Source organism: Microbulbifer maximicatervae (SeqCode) (assembly GCF_052467615.1).
On sequence record NZ_CP174319.1, the window covers coordinates 2141188 to 2161119 of the forward strand.

General features: G+C 46.6%; 14 protein-coding genes. 7 read left to right on the top strand and 7 right to left on the bottom strand.

The annotated features are described in order from the left end of the window. Nucleotides 1-120 precede the first annotated feature (120 nt). The 4 genes from ACJJIM_RS09615 to ACJJIM_RS09630 form a co-directional block, all read right to left on the bottom strand. Complete coding sequence (locus tag ACJJIM_RS09615; protein WP_413662073.1) at nucleotides 121-1368, bottom strand: DUF418 domain-containing protein; 1248 nt, start codon at nucleotides 1366-1368, stop codon at nucleotides 121-123. Between the two features lie 312 nt (nucleotides 1369-1680). Then, entirely contained in the window at nucleotides 1681-2508 is an 828-nt protein-coding gene (locus ACJJIM_RS09620; RefSeq protein ID WP_444913123.1) for an SDR family NAD(P)-dependent oxidoreductase, read from the bottom strand. Between the two features lie 222 nt (nucleotides 2509-2730). After that, nucleotides 2731-3288, bottom strand: coding sequence for a hypothetical protein (locus tag ACJJIM_RS09625; RefSeq protein ID WP_282932883.1), 558 nt, complete (start codon nucleotides 3286-3288; stop codon nucleotides 2731-2733). Nucleotides 3289-3361: 73 nt separating this feature from the next. After that, nucleotides 3362-4255 (bottom strand): hypothetical protein, encoded by an 894-nt coding sequence (locus ACJJIM_RS09630; RefSeq protein ID WP_413662075.1) that lies wholly within the window; start codon nucleotides 4253-4255, stop codon nucleotides 3362-3364. A 199-nt stretch (nucleotides 4256-4454) separates the two neighbouring features. On the opposite strand from ACJJIM_RS09630, the gene ACJJIM_RS09635 reads away from it, so the two are divergent. The 5 genes from ACJJIM_RS09635 (at nucleotide 4455) to ACJJIM_RS09655 (ending at nucleotide 12356) form a co-directional block, all read left to right on the top strand. Further along, a complete protein-coding gene (locus ACJJIM_RS09635; RefSeq protein WP_413662076.1) occupies nucleotides 4455-4856 on the top strand; it encodes a hypothetical protein in 402 nt (133 codons plus the stop codon). 196 nt (nucleotides 4857-5052) lie between these two features. Continuing rightward, complete coding sequence (locus ACJJIM_RS09640; RefSeq protein WP_413662077.1) at nucleotides 5053-6591, top strand: efflux RND transporter periplasmic adaptor subunit; 1539 nt, start codon at nucleotides 5053-5055, stop codon at nucleotides 6589-6591. Continuing rightward, nucleotides 6585-9719 carry an efflux RND transporter permease subunit gene (locus ACJJIM_RS09645; RefSeq protein WP_444913124.1) on the top strand — a complete coding sequence of 1045 codons (3135 nt, stop codon included), beginning with the start codon at nucleotides 6585-6587 and terminating at the stop codon, nucleotides 9717-9719. The genes ACJJIM_RS09640 and ACJJIM_RS09645 overlap by 7 nt, the downstream gene beginning before the upstream one ends. Before the next feature lie 263 nt (nucleotides 9720-9982). After that, the gene (gene dbpA, locus ACJJIM_RS09650) at nucleotides 9983-11371 is read left to right on the top strand and encodes an ATP-dependent RNA helicase DbpA (RefSeq protein ID WP_413662079.1); all 1389 of its coding nucleotides are present in this window, start codon (nucleotides 9983-9985) and stop codon (nucleotides 11369-11371) included. A gap of 676 nt (nucleotides 11372-12047) precedes the next feature. After that, nucleotides 12048-12356, top strand: a complete 309-nt coding sequence (locus ACJJIM_RS09655) for a hypothetical protein (RefSeq protein ID WP_413662080.1) — start codon at nucleotides 12048-12050, stop codon at nucleotides 12354-12356. Between the two features lie 74 nt (nucleotides 12357-12430). Here ACJJIM_RS09655 and ACJJIM_RS09660 read toward each other — a convergent pair whose 3' ends face one another. Further along, a complete protein-coding gene (locus ACJJIM_RS09660) occupies nucleotides 12431-12727 on the bottom strand; it encodes a group II intron maturase-specific domain-containing protein (RefSeq protein ID WP_413662081.1) in 297 nt (98 codons plus the stop codon). A gap of 479 nt (nucleotides 12728-13206) precedes the next feature. Here ACJJIM_RS09660 and ACJJIM_RS09665 point away from each other — a divergent pair, with 479 nt between their 5' ends. Beyond that, nucleotides 13207-14091 (top strand): homocysteine S-methyltransferase family protein, encoded by an 885-nt coding sequence (locus tag ACJJIM_RS09665; RefSeq protein WP_444913125.1) that lies wholly within the window; start codon nucleotides 13207-13209, stop codon nucleotides 14089-14091. Between the two features lie 368 nt (nucleotides 14092-14459). On the opposite strand, the gene ACJJIM_RS09670 is transcribed toward ACJJIM_RS09665, so the two are convergent. Then, complete coding sequence (locus tag ACJJIM_RS09670) at nucleotides 14460-17393, bottom strand: YncE family protein (protein ID WP_444913126.1); 2934 nt, start codon at nucleotides 17391-17393, stop codon at nucleotides 14460-14462. Nucleotides 17394-17966: 573 nt separating this feature from the next. Between ACJJIM_RS09670 and ACJJIM_RS09675 the strand changes: the two genes are divergently transcribed. Beyond that, nucleotides 17967-18536 carry a DJ-1 family glyoxalase III gene (locus ACJJIM_RS09675; protein WP_444913127.1) on the top strand — a complete coding sequence of 190 codons (570 nt, stop codon included), beginning with the start codon at nucleotides 17967-17969 and terminating at the stop codon, nucleotides 18534-18536. Nucleotides 18537-18851: 315 nt separating this feature from the next. On the opposite strand, the gene ACJJIM_RS09680 is transcribed toward ACJJIM_RS09675, so the two are convergent. Beyond that, the gene (locus tag ACJJIM_RS09680; protein ID WP_444913128.1) at nucleotides 18852-19850 is read right to left on the bottom strand and encodes a GlxA family transcriptional regulator; all 999 of its coding nucleotides are present in this window, start codon (nucleotides 19848-19850) and stop codon (nucleotides 18852-18854) included. Between the last annotated feature and the right edge of the window lie 82 nt (nucleotides 19851-19932).

Genomic DNA, 19932 nt, shown 5'->3' on the forward strand with positions numbered 1-19932 from the left:
ATCATCCTATAAAAATATTTAAAAGACCTCGTAATAAACAATCTGTGGTACAGGTAACGAGCTACCGATGACTCCTATTCTCAAGATTAACAGCAGCCCGCCAAATTTTAGCTATGAACTCTATAAGCGCTGTTCGGTCACCGGTACGCCCCTTTCCTTTATCAGCGGTGCAAACCTGAAATATGTTAAAGTTCGCCAAAACCACTCTAGCGGCCCCATACGAAATGCCTTAAGCCAAAGATCCGAATAGGCCAGCTGAAACAGACCCAGCAGCACACAGACCCCAAGTACTTCTATACGTGTCAGCTCACCATACAAACCCAATCCAAAGCCATAAAAAATATAGATGCAAATAAATGATTGAGCCAAGTAATTGGTAAATGCCATCCGCCCAACACTTTGGATCTTGCCTTTGATCCATAGGTGTTTACCTAATTTGAACCAAAGGCAGATCAAGCCAATATAACCGATACTGGTAAATGTGGACCCTACCAAATTAAAAATGGCACCATAGGTGAAGTAATCATCCATACTCCAGTCATGACTATAGTTCCAGATAAGCCCTATACCGGTCAATGTCACCCCAATAGCCAACCCAGTAATAGCTAGTTTTTTGTAGGCAGACGAACTGGCTTGGCCACGTAGGATATCCAACTTAAACAGGCCCATTCCCAGCAACATCATAGCGGCAGCTTTTAAAATAATGGAGAGACTAAAGTAGGAAATAACGATTGCTGATTCCGGACTAGAAGCTAAATTACCAGCAACTAATCGACTCCCGACCAGATCCCAGAACCCTCCTCGATATATTTCTATATCTTGCTGGATCTGCGTTGTATCAGGGGCAAAAATGGCTGCCGTTGCATATCGAGCTTCTCCTGTTAGGGGTTCTATAAAAGCTCCTGTCAGATATGAGCTATATGCTGACAAGGCAAGAGTAATCACCCCCAATGCAATCAGCCAGCTTCCGCGCAACTTGCGTAACAAATAGACAAACATGGCTATAAAGGCATAGATCATCAGGATGTCGCCTTCCCAAATGAAGATGCCATGACAAAGGCCAATCAACAGTAGCCAGAAATTTCGACTGTAGTGAATTTTTGCAGCAGACTTATTCTGTTGCTCACGTTTCTCAGCTAAAAGTATGATGCCTGCGCCGAAAAGCATGGCAAAAAGCCCCATGAATTTTTGATCAGCAAACAAATGGAAAAAGCTAAAGAGAAAATCATTCAAAGGGCCATTCGGCAAATAGGCCTTTGGATTCAAATAAGCCGCCATAGGCATAGAAAAATTTATCATATTCATTAAAGGAAGCCCCAGCAAAGCGAATCCCCTTAACAAATCCAACTGTGATATTCGATCCTGCATATAAGCCCTTTTAAAACCAAAATATGATACGGATATAAAGAGGTAGAGATTACAGGAAAAGAGGACGAAATCGCGATATTTTTTCTGCTCGTAGGTACCAACTAGGGCCTTTCTAGGGAAGCTTTGATAAATGGACTTCTAGCCACCCCCATGGGATGAGAGAATGCATCTGAGAAAGAAACTTCTCGCGTGGAGCTCCATGACGCTTCAGATTATATGCGGCTTCGGCAAAGGCAGCTAGGGGCAAGATCTTGACGAATAGCGGAATACTACCAAGTTGGCTCGAAATTAATCAGAAGTTCCCTAACTAAGCTAAATATCAATTAACGTATTACTATCTAGCATCGCCTTCGCCTGCTGAAATGCAGTTTCGGGTACATAAGGATGGGAGAAAATCCAAAACTGCCCGCTTTCTATACCACTAGTAATGATATCAGCAGCTTTTTCTGGCTTCATACCTTCAGAAACCACCTTGACAACTTTGGCTTTAACTTTTTTCTCGACTTCAGACTCAGGGTGAATTACCGCTACACTTGCAGGCCTATTACGTGAAGAGTCGAGAATATTAGTTTTTATAGCACCAGGACAAAATACAGAAGTTTTTATAGGCGAGTTAGCCAAACGAAGATCCCGCTCTAAACTTTGCATTAAACCTACAACACCAAATTTTGAAACATTGTAGGCCCCTAAGTACCCTATACCATATAGGCCGGATTCCGATGCTACAGACAATATATGGCCCTCGTCATTCTGTTCGATATGAGGGAGAAATACATGAATACCGTTAATAGGCCCCCACAAATTCACCGATAAAATCCACTCCCACTCATCCATAGAGGTTTCTGCTATAGCCCCCAAAGGACCTATACCCGCCACATTACAGAGCAAGTGTACCTTATCAAAGTGCTTTAAAGCTCTATCAGCGATGTTTTGCACATCCCCAAGTTTAGATACATCTGCTTGTACGCAAATACACTCAGCACCTTCTCGTGCTATCAACTTGGCTGTTGATTCGAGATGACTTAGGGTATATCCGGCTAATACCAACTTCATTCCTTTTTCGGCCAAACGTATTGCTAAAGCCCGCCCTAGTCCACTTCCCGCTCCTATAACAACAGCAACTTTATCAGACAAATCCATAACTTTCCTTTTTACAATGTATTCAACGTGACTAGGAACTTTAGATTAAACAAATCCTTAAATAGTTGATATATAGCTATTCACAGAAATAAAAACTGAATAAATTGAACCTCTACCAATAATCTGAATAACTGCCAGGAATCTTATCCTTTAGCCCTTCAGTTAAAGTCTGTTGTGGCCATTTAAGCCACTTAAACTTTAATGAAGCTATAGATTAACAACCTAATGAACCGGGTATTGTATTTCTTTGGCAATCACCCACATTTTATAATCTGCAGGCATTTCAGATAAGTAATCGAGAGTTCGATAAATAAGATGTTTCTCCATTTCATCGACTCCAGAAGACTTGCTCCAGCCTTCTGCTGCTAACCGGTACATAAAGGTAACCAAAAGGAATTTCTGCTTGCTCGATAACCCATTTCCATGACCATTGATCATCATATGCATTGATACGAGGTCATAATCCAAGTCAAAAATTGACTCATCAACCTGGACGGATATCTGGGCCGAACGACCCGATACAGAATTCCCCCGCGCAATCACCTGCATTTCATCAAGAAAGAACGAGACATGAGCACTATTAGCGGCAGAGCTATTTTGATATCGGCCTCTTAGTGCCAAATCCCTTATCTGACGATTTGATATTTCACCCTTTAGCCAGAGTTCTGTCATCTGGGTAAACGGGTCGTAGTCCTCGCTCTGAACTATGTATTCATCTGCAAAGGGGGATAAGGAATAGAAAAGCGCGACAAGCCAAAAACAGATCCTTGTTACAGTCATTACAACTACCACTCGAAGTGAAGACCATGCCACGCGGTCGATTATGACGGGAAATCTATTAAATTAAGTATAATCAAGAATTATTGTAGGAACATTGATCGGGAGGACACTTGCACTCATTTACGGGCGAATCAACCGGGGGCTTAAATTCCACATTGATGGTAGCTTTTTTAGCCAGCCTTTTCTCTTGAAGCCTTTCCAAAGCCTCCTTCGTCATTGCGTTTATCTCTCCAGAGAGAAATTTATCGACAAACATTTCGGCTTCTTGATCCAGACTGTAATTACTACGGCCCATTCCCTCTCGTGAATTATATTTCGATAAGCTATAGGCCAGTAATATCTCTTGAGCTTCACTATCAAACTTTCTGAATAGATCTATGATCCAATTAGTTTCCAAGAGGTGTTCAAGAGCTTCAAGATTACCTTGAAGCTCTAAATAGATAGCGGCAAAGTCCTCACCGCCTTGAAGGATCCGGCCTATGTAACCAGCTTCCTCTTTGTGGAAATAATCCAATCTTGCCTGGATGTTTATTTCTTTGATGTCATTGGCGATAACATAGCGACCCAACTTTTCCACTTCAGCCACAGTCATACCAAGCTCATAAAGCTCCTCCTGATTCGTCTTTAACATATACCAAGAAGAGAGTACCCCTAGCAGTCTAAATGACGTCAGCCACGCTCGTTGCTTTCCTAAATCAATCTCGTACCACGCGGACTTTCTCTCAAGCCCATACTTACTGAGGTATGACAAGTCCTCCCCTCTATTAGCAGCTTCCCTAACAGCCCTCATTCGTTGCCAGGCAGCCCAGTTCCGCTCCCTACTCAGCACCCATTCACTGTTAATCTCTTCATTATGTTTATAGGTAGTCGCAAATAACTCCTCGAGAGATGTGCGTTTAGAATCTGCAAAAGAAGGTGCCGTCAATAAACAGATCAGAAGGAGGCAAACCGGAGGAGTTACTTTCATAGAGACACCTTGTGGTGCTGTTGTAGTGGCATTTATCGAAGGGAATCTACTAACTATCGTCAAGAAATCTCTGCCGAAGGGTTAACCTGTACCGTAATTACCCCTAATAGAAGAAAGAAAAACTTAGAAGTACCCCTTGGTCACATAGCGAAAGCAACCTTTGTCGTGCAACCGGCCTCTGGTGTATGATTTATCAGTAATGAAGAACTATTCGTCCACATTTCGCGCCAAGCTGATTGCCATGGCGGCCCTGCTCCTGCTGATGTTGCAGGTGCAGACTGTGCTCGCCTGCGAAATGATGGAGGACCCCAAGCCATCAGCGGAATGCTGCTGCGATGATATGGCCAAGGGGTCAGACTCAGATGATGACTGTTGTGGCTATGATGCCCAAGTCTCCCTGAAGACTTCGCTGGACGACCACCAAGTTGCCGTCACCGCCGCACACTTAAATCTGGAACTTCCCCAGTTGGCGCCACCGCCAACTTACCAGTGGCCCCAAATTCTCGCTCCGCCATTCGGTACGCCTGAATTATCTCCTACTGCGACAGAATCCCACCCCGGCAACCGAACCTGGCTTGCCACCTTGCGCCTGCGTATTTGATCACTCCCTTTCTCTCTGACTAGCGAAATATGCCCCAGCCCCAATTTGCTGGCGGCTTCAGAAAGATTGTTCTAGGAGTGAACCTTTTGATTTCCCAACAAGCTATAGCGGCCATTGGTAGCCTGCTCATTGCCCCGTTTATTGATAATGTGCTTTGCGCGCAGATGCCCCTTTCCTTCAATCAGGAGGGTGTCCTATGAGCCAGCAACGAACATTGAGCTTAATCGCCCTTATCCTGCTGTTAGCCGCTGCCGGCGCGGCCTTTTATTGGAAGAAAATTTCTACACAAGCCACAGCTCCAAATGCCGATTTTGTGCAAGCTGGCCCGTTCCAGATCGCCGTGTCTGTCGATCCGCTGCAACCCCAAGCGGGTAAAAACCAAATTCGAATTGAAGTTCGCAATGCTGACAATGAGCCGGTATCTGGAGCCGAAGTTCGCGCGGTAGCCGAGATGCCTGCCATGGGCGCCATGCCAGCTATGCGTGCCGTCGCCGATATCAGCGAATCCAGCCCCGGTATCTTCACCGGTGAAATTGAACTGGCCATGGTGGGCTCCTGGCCCATGGTGGTAGATGTAGCGACAGGCCACGATAAGCATGTCGATCTTGCCTTTGATATGAGCACCAATCGCAAAGGCCTGCGCCTAAAGTCTGCGCCTGAGGCCTCAGATACCGCCTATTACACCTGCTCGATGCACCCATCGGTGAGAGCTGCCGAAGCCGGTAGCTGCCCTATTTGCGGTATGAACCTGCAGCCTGTGAGCCACGATGAACTGCAAAGTGGCAGCATTGTGGTGGATAGCGGCCGACGCCAGGCCATTGGTATCAAAACCGGTATCGTCGAGCGACAGCCATTCGCTTTGCCCATTCACCTACACGGCCAGGTTACCTATGACGAAACCCGCTTGCGGGATATCAGCCTACGCTTCGACGGCTGGATTGGTGAGTTAGATGCAGATTTTGAAGGCAAGCAGGTTAAACGCGGCGAAGTACTGTTTTCTGTTTACAGCCCGGAGTTGCTCGCAGTCCAAGACGAGTATCTAAAAGCCCGCCGACGTGGCGACGCCCTGGAGAAAGCAGCACGAAGGCGTCTACTGTTGTGGGGTCTCTCTGAAGAGCAAATCGACTGGCTGGTTGAGCAACAAAAAGCGCAGGACTATATCCCGATTTTTGCACCCGCCAGTGGTGTGATTATTGAGAAGAATATTGTCGCGGGCTCTGCGTTTGAAAAGGGCGACAACCTGCTGCGCATAGCCGATCTCAGCCAAGTTTGGATTGAAGCCCACGCCTACGAAGATCAGTTGCCACTGATAGAAAAAGGCATGCCGGCCAAGGTGCGTTTAACCAACGTCTACCACGAGGAAATCCCAGCCACCCTCACCCAGATTGATCCCTTCCTTAATCACAATAACCGCAGTGCACGGCTGCGTGTGACCCTGCCCAATACCGATGGTGAACTGCGCCCGGGACTGTTTGCGGACATCATGTTGACTGCCGAACTGGGAAATCTCCTGGTGGTACCCAGGGATTCAGTATTGATCTCCGGCAAGAAACGCATTGTTTTCCGCGACTTGGGCCAGGGTCGTCTGGAGCCGGTGCAGGTACGCACCGGTTATGGCGACAGCGACAGGATTGTTATCCGTTCTGGCCTCCAGGCAGGAGATAAAATTGTCACCTCGGGTGTATTCCTGATCGCGGCGGAAAGCCGCCTGAAGTCGGGGGTACAGCAGTGGTAAATTCCGAACCCAAAGGGCTGATTGCCCGAATTATAGGGGCCTGCGCCGGTAAGCCGGGGATCACTTTGATTCTTGTAGCGATCGCAGCCCTGGCGGGATACCGGGCGCTAACCAGTGTCCCCCTGGATGCTATTCCGGACCTGTCCGACGCCCAGGTGATTGTGATGACAGACTGGCCGGGGCGCAGCCCTGACCTGGTCGAGGATCAAATCACCTACCCGCTTTCCACCGCAATGTTAGGGCTGCCCAAAGTCAAATATGTGCGGGGCCAGAGCTTTTTTGGTCTTAGCTTTGTCTACGCCATCTTTGAAGACGGCACTGATATTTACTGGGCCCGCTCACGGGTTCTGGAGTACCTCAACCAGGTAGCCGACCAGCTCCCAGAAGGTGTTCAGCCAAAGCTTGGCCCAGATGCCACTGGAGTGGGCTGGGTGTTCCAGTACGCGCTGGTTGATCGAAGCGGTAACAACGACCTGCAAGAACTGCGTGCGCTGCAGGATTTCAAGTTGCGCTATTGGCTCACTTCTGTTGAAGGCGTGGCCGAAGTTGCCTCCATTGGAGGCTACGAAAAGGAGTACCAGGTCCAAATCGACCCCCATCGCTTGCAGATGTTTAAGGTTCCGCTTGGTAAAGTGGTCGAGGCCATTCGCCGCAGTAACAACGACACCGGAGGAAGAGTACTGGAGATCGCGGGCCACGAACATATGGTGCGTGGCCGTGGCTATATCCGCAGTGTTGACGATCTCGAAGAGGTGGTGATCGGGGTCAATGCGGCAAAGATTCCGGTGACTTTGGATCAGGTAGCGGATATTACTCTGGGGCCTGCGATGCAGCGCGGTATTGCCGAGCTGGACGGCGAGGGCCAGACCGTAGGTGGCATCGTAGTGATGCGCTACGGTGAAAATGCCCTCAAGGTTATTGAGAGAGTTAAAGAGCGTATCAAGCAAGTCCGTGCGGGCTTACCGGAAGGCGTTGAGCTGGTAGTAACTTATGATCGCTCACAATTAATTAATAGTGCGATCGACAATCTCAAGAACACCTTGATTGAAGAGATGCTGGTGGTCGCCGCTGTGATCGCTATTTTCCTACTCCACGCCCGCTCCGCATTGGTAGCTGTAATCACTCTGCCGATTGCAGTTTTACTGGCCTTTATTCCACTGTCCCTACAAGGGCTTACCGCCAACATTATGTCACTGGGAGGTATTGCCGTAGCCATCGGTGCCATGGTGGATGCGGCAGTGGTAATGGTGGATAACATCCACAAAAAGCTGGCAACCAATGGCGATAAGGAATTGTCTCCGGGCGAGAAAAGAACGCTAATCGTTCGGGCAATGCAGGAAGTCGGGCCGAGTATTTTCTTCTCCCTGATTATTATCACGGTTTCATTCCTGCCGGTATTCGCGCTGGAAGCTACCGAGGGCCGCCTATTCAAACCCCTCGCCTACACCAAAACCTACAGCATGGCTTTCGCCGCCCTATTGGCAATCACCTTGATTCCAGCGCTCGCTGTACTGCTTATGCGTGGCAAAATTCGCAACAGGGAAAATCCGATTTCCCGCGTTTTAGTCCATACACTACAGCCAGTGATTCACTTCTGTGTGCGGCAACGCAAAGTTGTAGCCACTCTCGCGGTATTAGCTCTGGTTTCCGTGGCCTACCCCATTAGCAAACTAGGTGGTGAGTTTATGCCGCCGCTCAATGAGGGCAGCATCCTGTATATGCCTACCGCCCTACCCGGCATGTCGGTTACCGAAGCGGGCAAGGTGCTCCAACAAATGGACGAGGAACTGAAAGCTTTCCCAGAAGTTGAGCATGTCTTTGGCAAGATTGGCCGCTCCAATAGCGCCACCGATCCTGCACCGCTCTCAATGGTAGAAACCGTAATCACCCTGAAGCCTAAAAGTGAGTGGCGCCCCGGCATGACTTGGGACGACCTACTGGCGGAAATGGATGAAAAGCTGCGCTATCCGGGCATGCCCAATATCTGGTGGATGCCCATCCAAACCCGCACTGAGATGCTCGCCACCGGCATTCGCAGCCAGCTCGGCATCAAAGTGTTTGGAGACAACCTGGAGGAGATCGAACAGACCGCTTTGGCCATCGAAGAAGCACTGCGCAGTGACCAACGCACTTCGGAGCAAACCCGAAGCGTCTTCGCCGAGCGTCTAACCGGCGGTTACTTCCTGGACTTTGATATCGATCGCGCACGGGCTTCCCGCCACGGCTTGAATGTACAGGATATCGAAGATGTGATCGCCGCAGCGGCTGGTGGCCTGGCCGCAACCCAGACCATCGAAGGCCGCGAACGTTACGATGTGTTAGTGCGCTATGCCCGCGACTACCGGGATACTCCTGAACAGCTGGAACAAATCCTGGTCCCCGCCTCTGATGGTTCCCAAGTGCCCCTGAACCAGCTGGCTGATCTGGACTTCCGCACTGGCCCGCCCATGATCCGCAATGAGGATGGGCAGTTGGTGGGCTTGGTATTTGTCGACTTGAAGGGCGATATCGGCGTTGCAGATTATGTTAATCGCGCAAAGCAGGTTGTTGCCGATCAGGTTAATCTGATTCCCGGGCAACGTATCGCCTGGGCCGGCCAATACCAATACCTGGAGCGCGCCAAGTCCCGCCTGCAATGGTTAGTGCCCCTGACCCTGTTGGCTGTGTGCTTCCTCCTGTATCTGCATAGAGGCAGGCTATCCGACACCTTGTTTGTACTCACCGCTATGCCAATGGCACTGATCGGCGCCTTCTGGCTGTTGTACCTGCTCGACTACAAACTGAGCGTTGCTGTATGGGTCGGCATGATTGCCATGGCTGGTCTCGCCGCTGAGATGGGGTTATTAATGCTGCACTACTTATCTGCCGCCGGAAATAACTCTGAGCGCGGCAATACTGCGACTGTTGCCGAAGCGGCAGCTGGCCGTATTCGCCCGATGCTAATGACCAGCCTGACACTGTTAATTTCATTGATACCAGTCATGGTTTCCGATGGCACCGGCGCAGATGTTATGAAACGGATCGCAGCACCAATGGTGGGCGGCACCATAACCACACTGCTGTTTGTGTTGTTAGTGATGCCCGGGGTTTTCTATCAATGGAAAGCCCGCAAAGGTAAGCAAAGCTGACGTTAGTAAATTGGGGCACCGGGTTTATGCTACCCAGTGCCCCAGTTCTCATTTCACAAGAAGATAATCTGGATAGAAGAGACTTTAACGGGAACAAGGTGATTCATAGGTTTCTTCAGGGTTAACTGTTAAAATTCCATACAAATTTTGTATTGCACAAACTGCAAAATTGCAGCGTTCACAAAGGCTAAGTAGGTGACGATCACTTTCCCTACTGCTTGTGTAATACGCGTATTTGACATTTAACGACTCCAGGATTCACCTTGACTGCACCTTTTTCCGATCTCCCCCTAAACCCCGCCCTGCTGAAAAACCTGGCGTCACTCAACTACAAGTCCATGACCGAGGTTCAGGCCAAAACGCTTCCGATCATTCTTGACGGCAAGGACGTTATCGCCCAGGCAAAAACCGGTTCCGGTAAAACGGCCGCCTTCGGTTTGGGGGTGCTGCACCGGCTCAATGTCAGCCGCTTTCGGATTCAATCGCTGATTCTGTGCCCAACACGGGAATTGGCAGACCAGGTTGCGCAGGAACTACGCCGACTGGCACGAGCAATTCACAACATAAAGATTCTGACTCTCTGCGGCGGCATGCCTTTCGGCCCGCAGATCGGCTCCCTGGCCCATGGAGCCCATATCATCGTTGGTACTCCAGGACGTATCGAAGAACACCTGCGCAAAGGAACACTCTCCTTAGAGCATGTCGATACGCTGGTCTTTGACGAAGCCGACCGAATGCTCGATATGGGATTCCAGGACGTTATCGACACTATTCTGGCGCAGGTGCCAACTGGGCGGCAGTCATTACTATTCAGCGCTACCTACCCCGGTGAAATTGAAAAGCTCAGCGCCCGAGTGATGCAAAAACCGGTGATGGTTAAAATCGATTCTGCCCATAGTGACAAGGTGATCGAACAACGCTTTTACAGAACTGAGAGTTTCGAGGATCGCCTGGAGATGACTCGGCGTGTCCTGCTCAATGATAAACCAGTCAATACCCTGGTTTTCTGCAACACCAAACGCGAAACCGATGAAGTAGCCAATGATCTGAAACAGGCTGGCTTCAATGTCCTCGCCCTGCATGGTGATATGGAGCAGCGCCAGCGCAATGAAACCCTGATTCGCTTCGCCAATGGCAGCGCTTCAATTCTGGTGGCCACCGATGTAGCGGCACGCGGTCTTGATATCGACAAGCTGGATGCGGTTATCAACTTTCATATCGCCAAAGATCCGGAAGTTCATACCCATCGCATAGGACGGACAGGCCGCGCCGGTGAGCGCGGTTGCGCTTACTCCTTTTTTGCTGAAAAAGAGGGCCACAAACTGGTTCGTATGGACCTAACCCAGGACCCACTATCCGATCCAGATACACCGCCACCCGCCAGCATATTAAGTGAACCCCCTTTCCAGGCACCGATGGCCACTCTTCAAATCGATGGCGGCAAGAAGCAAAAGGTCCGCCCCGGCGATATCCTCGGTGCCCTAACCGGCGGCGATCGCCCGATTAACGGTAAAGATGTTGGCAAGATCAACGTACTGGACATGACCGCCTATGTTGCGATTAAACGCAATGTGGCATCACAAGCACTGAAGAAAATAGAAAACGGCAAGTTGAAAGGACGTAAATTTCGGGTGCGGCGTATTCGAGGCTAAGTCGAGTGAATATCCCCTGGCGACGCCGGGGGATTGCCCTTTTGCGCTCACTTCGGGTTCATGGTTATCCTGACTGTTATTTCAAAAGCTGACGAATAATATAATAATCAACTATGAATCAAAGAGTTACAGAGTGATATAAGAAATGGGGTAGTAGTCAAAGTGATCCTTTTTGCAGTTTGCACAGTCGTGACAATTATGTTTAACCCAATGATTTTATAACAGTATTTTGGTTGTAGTTGAGAAATTGATTCCGAAATAATAATCAGGATCATAGTGGTCAATATGGTTACTATATAAATGTTATGTGACATAAAGAGATATGGGAATATTTGAAGTGTTCATGATCATTTTCATTCCAGTCGGCACTCTACTGTTGAATGTTTGGCGGAAGAAAATGAACGGCACCAAGAGGTCGCCACAACTTGCATACCTATTTATGTCAATGGTAATGGGTGCGTCGCCTTTGCTTTATGTCCGTAGCATAGAGCCAAACCACACAGCGCTTGCAGTTGTATTATCAGGTGTAGCGTTTTTTTGGTTTGCAATAGTTGGGGCTCGCAGTGCAAACACATAACAAGTTTGTCAGCGATCGCCCTTCGGGCTGGACAGCTTTAAGCGCTGCATCGCAGCAAAGCTGCCCGCTACAAAGGCTTTATCTGTCTGTAGGAAAAAAATGAGAAGAACTCGAAAAAAGCCAATAGACCTCTATGGTGAGATTGATTCAAACTTGCTCAGCTGTTGGATCACCTCATTTTTAATGGGGCCCCTTGCACTGATTACTCTCACATCTACGTTACTTCTTGGAGTGGGATTCGATACCTTAATTCTAGCGTTGGCAGTGCTGATTTTCTCTCAGGCGATAAGAGGCATTGTCAAACTACGCAAGTTAAGGAAAGGTTTGCAGGAAGATCCACAGTCAGTGAGGCATACTGATATTCTAGCTGCACCAAGCTTTAAAGGGTTGTATTGGTTTATTCGCTAGCGAACACATAAATTATCGGGCAGCCGGTAGGTTCTAGCTACCGGCCCAACACTACCCACCATACGGTACTGCAATCAGACTCTCACTCCCACCCTGCGCCAGTTCTTCCAATGGCTCATTCTTAATCTCCGCCGTATCCAATAGTCAAGATCAATACATTTTTGATAGCCTTGGGCTATACCAAAACAATTAATCCGACCACGGAGAAACACGGCAAGCTCTTTCAGTATCTTTTCCATCAAAATACCACGGGATCGGCCAGTAATCTGACGAGAATGGCATTTATATTGGAGCAAAGACTTATCATGTGAGACAAGCTTTGCCCCAAAAAATAAAAACCCTTTCGTTTCAGCAAGCACCATGTTACACATGAGCGCAATTACCCAAAGATCCCTCCTGAAACTGGCATCATGGTTTCATTTGAGAGCCCTCGTTTTAAATTAACAGGTTAATCAAGTGGGCGCCTGACAGTACAACTTACCAAAGCGTTATAAGTCATATGTATGGAAGCTAAAAACTATAAATATGGAGCTTGCTGGATATGTTTGAGCCCATTACTTTTAATAATGGCTTCTATATCTAGGGCTGAGTCCTTAACCACTAACGACATCCAGCTAATCATATTTTCTGCCCTTACACTCGCTGGTTTTGCAGTGGGAATTGGTTATGCAGCTCATTCGCTCCAAAAGTACCAAAGTACACTTTATCGCTCATTGGAGTTTACTTTGTCAGTAGTTGGGTTTTAATCCTAGTCTTTCTTGCATGGCAACTTTAATGGCGGCAGTATGAAGTTTAAACTTATAACTGGGTGCTCAACTTCAGCGCCCGACCGCTTACATCGGAGAGCATTATGCAAGGAATTCTTTCAGAAAAGTTGATTCTTACTGAAGCGGCCATACTCGAAAGAGTCAGGCGTAACAAAGATATAAGCCTTTGCAGCCATGTCGACCATGCTAAATTAATCTATAGCAAAGCTGGTGCTGAAAGCCTTAAACGAATCTACAGTGAATACATAAACCTTGCAATTGATGCAAAACTCCCTCTTTTGCTTGCAACTCCCACATGGAGGGCCAGCTCAGAGAGAGTTTCTCTAGCCAAGGCACCTACGTCTATCAATGAAGACGCTGTTAATTTTCTTTCGAATATCTTGCCAAAAGAAGGAAATGTATATGTAGGAGGCCTAGTCGGCTGTAAAAATGACTGCTACAAACCAGAGCAAGGCCTAACTTACAAAGAATCTCTTTCTTATCATCGTTGGCAAATTGATAAGCTCGGAGCCTCTAATGCTGACTACCTCATGGGAGTAACCCTACCAGCTATACCAGAGGCACTTGGCATTGCATCTCTAATGTCAAAGTACTCTAAGCCATATTTTATTAGCTTTGTCATTGGCTCAGATGGCCGCCTTTTAGATGGCCATACCATTCAAGAAGCAATTTCACATATTGATCACCAGGTTTCGCCTAAACCTTCTGGGTACTTTATTAATTGTTCTCATCCTTCTTTTCTAAACGCTTCAAGTCAATTACCTGACAGACTAATCGGCATACAAGCCAATGCTTCATCACTAACGCACAATGAACTAGAAAACAGCAAAACAACGCACTCCGACAGCATATCGGAATGGGGTAATCTTATGCTTCACTTAAATCAGAATAGCGGGTTCAATATATTGGGCGGCTGCTGCGGCACTGATACAAGGCACCTGGAATACATCATAAATAATCACAACTAACAAATTTAGCCCGCTTCTTTCCGCTTACGACTACCCTGGGCAGCCACTCTCTTGGATTGGCTATTACTGCAAACGGCATTAGCTGGACTGCTGGAATTATGAATAGGGGAAAGGGAGCAACACTGAGGCTCACAATTGCCTGATCGCCTCAATTCTAGTGGCCACCGATGTGACAGTTCGCGGTCTGGATATCGCCAAAGGTCCGGAAGTACATACCAACCGGACCGGCAGTGTCATTAAGCGCAATGTGGCAGCACAGTCACTAAAAAATGGAAGATTGAAGATATCGGATGCAGCGTACTCTAGTATAAGGTACTTAATTTCATTCAGTGTAACTAAAATGGGCCCTCCCGGGCCCATTTTCTTGTTTAATGTAAAATATCATCCTTATTAATTATGTACATAACACCCCCAAGCACGACAAGTAATTCATCTTCATTAAGATCAATGAGCGCCCTGCCTTCCCCCAGAAGAATCGCAAATGTCGGCATTTTCACTGAAGCTAACTCTTCAAATGTATCCAGGCTAAACACCTTGAGTGCTGGGTCATTGGCAGATGTCAACATTGATGCATACAAATACATCACTCCCCGGTTTTCATCAATTACAAAATGATGGCGTGTCCAATTATCTGTCGACAAGCCTTCCATCTGTCCAACTAGCTCCATGGAATCAGTATTAATCACATATCCAAGTGAGCTATATAGTCTCTCGGAAGAATAAGCGATTTCATTTGGAAATCCCCAAATTAAATCATCATACTCATTGACGAAGGTGACTCCACTAGAATCAACTTTGAATTCGCTCACTTCAAAACCGGTACTATCAGTATTATAACCAAATACTAAATTATCACCTGCGAAACGGATACGGTTTGCACGGATTCCAGCAGGAATGTCACTTGAACTTGTCGATAGTTTAATGCCATCCACATATACCTCCATTCCTTCAAAATTTGTGGTATACCCCTGCCTGGCTGTAGAAATAAGCACACTGCCTTCATCTGTAGGGAAAGGTTCCAGATCACCAGCAAAAATTGGTCCAGAATAGTTATCCCTTGTTCCCAGGTCTACATTCATTTCGAGGGATAAATCGTCTAAATTAAGTACAGAGTATTTATTCGTACCCAGATAAGAAATGTAAAGGAATTTGTCATTCTTACTTATTTCTAGTTCGTAGGGTTCAGAACCAACAGGTATATATTTTTCAAAATTCAGTGATTCTCTATTTATAACAGCTATAGAATTACCATTGACACCTGCAACTCCCGGAATTGATGCATAAATTTTATCATACTCTGCACTGTAGGCTGCATCACCGAACAAACAACCGGAAAAGCTAATATCGAGATCAACTCTCATATCGGGAATAAAATATTGCCCACAATTCGCATCTCGATCAACTGGAACATCCTCATGACTAAATATCTTAACTCCAGCATCAGTTACGAAAGCAAATTTGTTATCATTAATGTTAATTAAACGTAGAAATTTACCTTCTACACCTGGATCGAATACTCCCAAGTAGGTATATCGATCCCGGTCATATATCTCAAGATATTTAGCAAATATATAGGTATATTCACCACCCGGTGTAATCAAAGGCGCAAGCTTTCGATATTCCTCATTATCATATCCGTTAACAACTGAATTTCTACCATACAATTCCCCGGAGTCTGGATTAACTACAGTTCCAATTCCATTATAAAGAGCCCCGTCATACATAAGAATGTCGGAAGGTCCACTTGCATAATCTTTTAAGTTCAGTACATGATCCAACCCATTTATACCGACCGAAAAAACGTCAATATCATAGGCGGTTGAATCATCTGTGTATGTAATTAATCTGCTTCCAATCTCATCAAAAGTGACTCGTGTTGGACTAGAAAACCAATCTCCCACAACCGATTGCTCAACCCCATCTCGGAAAAATTTTATTTTTGCCGAATATTTACTATCTGAGTCAAGCCCTAGATGGTAAGTCGCAACAGCAACCGTATCGTTAGCAGCTGGAGATACTGTTATATTGCGTGGATAATGCAGTCTCCCATCCTCTTCTCCCAAATCAAGTAAAGTTGATAGGGTAAAATCAGAAAGATCTACACGCTGCACTTCAGGAAAATTAATATAACCCAGATACAAAATTGATCCATCACCAGATATTGCCAGCGGACCAGCCTCCCCCTTTAGTGCAAGACTACGGGTGATACTCATTGACGATAGCTCATACTCTATCAAGTGATTGGCATACTCTGACCCATTGTCAGGTATGGCTATATAAAAATAGCCCGAACTCGAGGAGTAAACCGCATCATTGATATCCATACTGAATTCAATAGATGGGAGTCCAGGAACTTCAAAGGTTGGTTGAGGGAATCCAGGTTGATACTCATAAACTGATTCAAACTCATTCCAGTACATGCCTAAAACTGGGCGATACTCCTGGCTGTCTACGTCAAGAATTGATACATCCATAGTCCCTCCAGCATACCCCTCACTAAGAAGCAAAACATCAGGGTTACTGTCAGAACAATAAATTTCAAAATCTTTCGGATTCCACGCTCCCATACCATATGGCTCTTTGGTATCACAACTGATCTCGCCTCCTAGTAAACTACTATTTAACTTCACAGAATATTCGCCAAAGAAGTTCGACCTAGGCCACATGTTTAAACCTTGATCTAGGTCATATTCAATATTTGCCTCTATCTTGGAAAAAGTAATACTGTTTGACTCATCTCTTAGTTTGAGTGGGTTCTCAGAAATATGTTTCACATCAATAACATCACCGTACCAGGTTGCCTGTAAACCGAGGGTGAAGCTACCTAGTACAGATACGTAGGTGTTATCATGTAAACTTAAATCCTCATCAATATTGACTCGTCCTTGAAAGAAAACTTCTTGAGCAGAATTAGAATATACAGATTCGGGGATTAACTCAGCCTGCCCACTAAATCCAATCTCTAGCTGCGAGTTCTCGCAACTGTTAAATTTTACAAGCACCTCTGCTTCGCTCACCACATCAATGGAGATACTTCCAGAACCGTCACAGTAAAACTCATAACTTTCCTCTCCAGATAGAATTGTGGCATCAAGAGCTTCTTGTAGCTGTATTCCAAGCTTTAATATAGTGGCAGTTGAGTCCATGGCTTGTGAAGCAACCACATTGGCATTCTCCTCTGTGATTCGAAAACTGGATCCTCCACCCGTATTACCGTCACCATCTCCGCCGCCACTGCCGCCGCATGCAGATACAAGAAAAACGGCTAAAATCACAAGTACTTGCTTGTAGATGCAATTCATAACTGCCCCAACTTATTAGATATAAAGGAATAACAGAACTGCCGGCATGGTCGACCCAAAGGTTTAATTGCCTAGTTCCACGAAACAAAATCACTTTGACTTTAAATGTTTAATACTATCAGATAAAAGCTTATATTTCTTAAAGGGCCTCAAGTATCAAATTGTATTAACCGTACCAAAAATTTTGGCACTTCGAACATTTTGGCAGTTATGGTTAGTATATTGCATACTCCTAATATGAGTGGTTTGCATTCTATTCTTGCATTTAACCCCCCCTTAAGAATAAGTCCACTCATGTCATTAATAATGAAACAATTAAAAATCACCTTTAGTTCTGCCTTTAAATGATAGTCAGCCATATAAATGGTACAAAAAATCAGCTAAATACAGCTGCTCAACTACAATTTAGTTTGACTTACACCAGCAATCCTTATCCAACTCAAATAGCATTCAAATTGGCGCAAACATTTTCGCAATGCACATTAGCTATAAATTATTAAAGACGAAAGATACAAAGGTATATTTTTAGTTTTAAAAGCGTATAGATAATCTAAATAATTTGGAGTTATATCAATGCCCAACATATTGATTCCCGTCGCCGATGGTAATGAGGATATCGAAACTATTGCCATCTACGATATTTTGAGCCGAACGAATGCAGAGCTGGCCTTGGCATCGATTATGCCAAGTAGGCGTATAACTACCCTGCGTAACCTTGTTATTGAAGCCCCCTGCTCCATAGAGGATTGTTTGGACTCTACGTGGGATCTAATAGCTCTGCCAGGCGGCAAGGAAGGTGCCGAGCAAATGCATAACTCGGCCCACCTAATAAAGCTCATCCGAGAGCAACTTGAGTCGGGCCGCTGGCTAGGGGCAATTTGCACTGCTCCGGTAATCGTTCTTGGTCGGCAAGGGTTAATTACCAATTTCAAGGCCACTTGCTACAAGACTTTTCGCGGTGAACTTAGTCAATATGTGAAGGAAACTAGTGATCAGAGAGTGGTTGTCGACCGGAACTTGGTGACCAGCCAATCACCCGGGACCGCTATCGAGTTCGCTTTTGAACTCGTCACCTGCTTATTTGGGAAAGAACTATCGCAGGAGATTGCACAGACGGTGAATGTCTATCTACCGCCAAATTAACTTAGGGAGCCTCTGAATAACTCCGTGATACCTCTGGCTTGCAGAGCGGTTCACAATCAAGGCGCGGCTTCGCAGGAATGTCTAGACCTTTCAAGAAGTCGCAACGCGGAGTGTGAATTGCTCTGCAAGCCCCGAAGGGCGGGCCTTGAAGGCCACAGCTGCTGCGTTGCAGCTCTTGCAAAGGACTGAGCCATTCGCGGCGAGCTGCGCCTAACATCTGCAGCCTTCAAGACCCGCAGAGGCATTACAGAGTTATTCAGAGGCTCCTTAGCTTTTTCCAGGAACCTGGGGCGCTGACTTCTATCACCAAAAAAATCAGCTTTTCTGGTATTTCTGCCTAAATTGACTGGGACTCATACCCACATGCGACTTAAATACACGTCGGAATACTGCATCATCGGAATAGCCTAATTCTTGCGCAACACTGGCAACTTTATTGGCTGGGTTTAGTAAAAGGCTGCGAGCGTACTCCATACGGACGCTATCGATAAATTGTTTGGGTGCTTGCGCTGTTAACTGCTTTAGCCTCCGGTGTAATGTTCGCTCGGATATCGACAGTTCTTTTGCAAGCAACTGGCTGCCTAACTGTTGACCAAAATATTGACGAACCACATTTTCAGCATCCACCAGAAACTGCTCTTTTGATACCTGGTAGCCTTTTGGTACATGCAAAGTTTGCGAACGCGGGTGGGAATCCACAACAGCGAGATCAGCCACTTTGGTTGCAACTTCTTCGCCAGCTAGCATCTTGATCACTTGTAGAGTTACATCTACCCAAGATAAAGGGCCACCCGCTGTCACTATATTTTCATCTACCAATAGTCCACTAGCCCATAGCGGGCAGGCATTACTAAAGCGGGATTTCAACTCATTGTGTAACCACCAGGTGGTTGTGCATTGCCGTCCATTTAACAGACCCGCTTCACCCAGCGCCAAAACGCCACTACAAGAACCCGCGATAATTGCCCCGCGCCTATATCGGGTTCGCAACCATTCGCAAGTCGATTGGTCCAGTAACTTTTCAGGGGGCACACCAAACTGGTTGGGCATAAATCCGGGGACTATCACGGCATCGCAACTGGATATTTGTGATATCCCATGGCCTACAGGAAAGTGCCTGCCCTGCCCGTCTACAATGTCGGCGCCATCAGCACTGGCGACTAGGATTTCGGGGGACCAGGACTGTTGATAGGCTGGGTCCAGGGAGTGCTGGCTTTCAGATAAGCGGAGGCCACCCAGGGCAAACATATCCTGAACGCCAGCCAAGGCCGACGGCAAAACTCCTGGCATAGACAAGATGACTATCTGGGCCATAAATCCTCAAAGTGGCGAATTTTGTCTGATCATTGTCTTTTTGGACACTGATAGTCAAGCCTAAGCTTCCCCTAGGATACTC

Excerpts from the sequence above, each read along its gene's own strand:
- ACJJIM_RS09665 (WP_444913125.1), top strand. The coding sequence starts at position 13,207 with ATGCAAGGAATTCTTTCAGAAAAGTTGATTCTTACTGAAGCGGCCATA.
- ACJJIM_RS09620 (WP_444913123.1), bottom strand. The coding sequence starts at position 2,508 with ATGGATTTGTCTGATAAAGTTGCTGTTGTTATAGGAGCGGGAAGTGGA.
- ACJJIM_RS09680 (WP_444913128.1), bottom strand. The coding sequence starts at position 19,850 with ATGGCCCAGATAGTCATCTTGTCTATGCCAGGAGTTTTGCCGTCGGCC.
- ACJJIM_RS09655 (WP_413662080.1), top strand. The coding sequence starts at position 12,048 with ATGAGAAGAACTCGAAAAAAGCCAATAGACCTCTATGGTGAGATTGAT.
- ACJJIM_RS09675 (WP_444913127.1), top strand. The coding sequence starts at position 17,967 with ATGCCCAACATATTGATTCCCGTCGCCGATGGTAATGAGGATATCGAA.
- ACJJIM_RS09660 (WP_413662081.1), bottom strand. The coding sequence starts at position 12,727 with ATGTGTAACATGGTGCTTGCTGAAACGAAAGGGTTTTTATTTTTTGGG.
- ACJJIM_RS09670 (WP_444913126.1), bottom strand. The coding sequence starts at position 17,393 with ATGAATTGCATCTACAAGCAAGTACTTGTGATTTTAGCCGTTTTTCTT.
- ACJJIM_RS09635 (WP_413662076.1), top strand. The coding sequence starts at position 4,455 with ATGAAGAACTATTCGTCCACATTTCGCGCCAAGCTGATTGCCATGGCG.
- ACJJIM_RS09630 (WP_413662075.1), bottom strand. The coding sequence starts at position 4,255 with ATGAAAGTAACTCCTCCGGTTTGCCTCCTTCTGATCTGTTTATTGACG.
- ACJJIM_RS09640 (WP_413662077.1), top strand. The coding sequence starts at position 5,053 with ATGAGCCAGCAACGAACATTGAGCTTAATCGCCCTTATCCTGCTGTTA.
- ACJJIM_RS09615 (WP_413662073.1), bottom strand. The coding sequence starts at position 1,368 with ATGCAGGATCGAATATCACAGTTGGATTTGTTAAGGGGATTCGCTTTG.
- ACJJIM_RS09625 (WP_282932883.1), bottom strand. The coding sequence starts at position 3,288 with ATGACTGTAACAAGGATCTGTTTTTGGCTTGTCGCGCTTTTCTATTCC.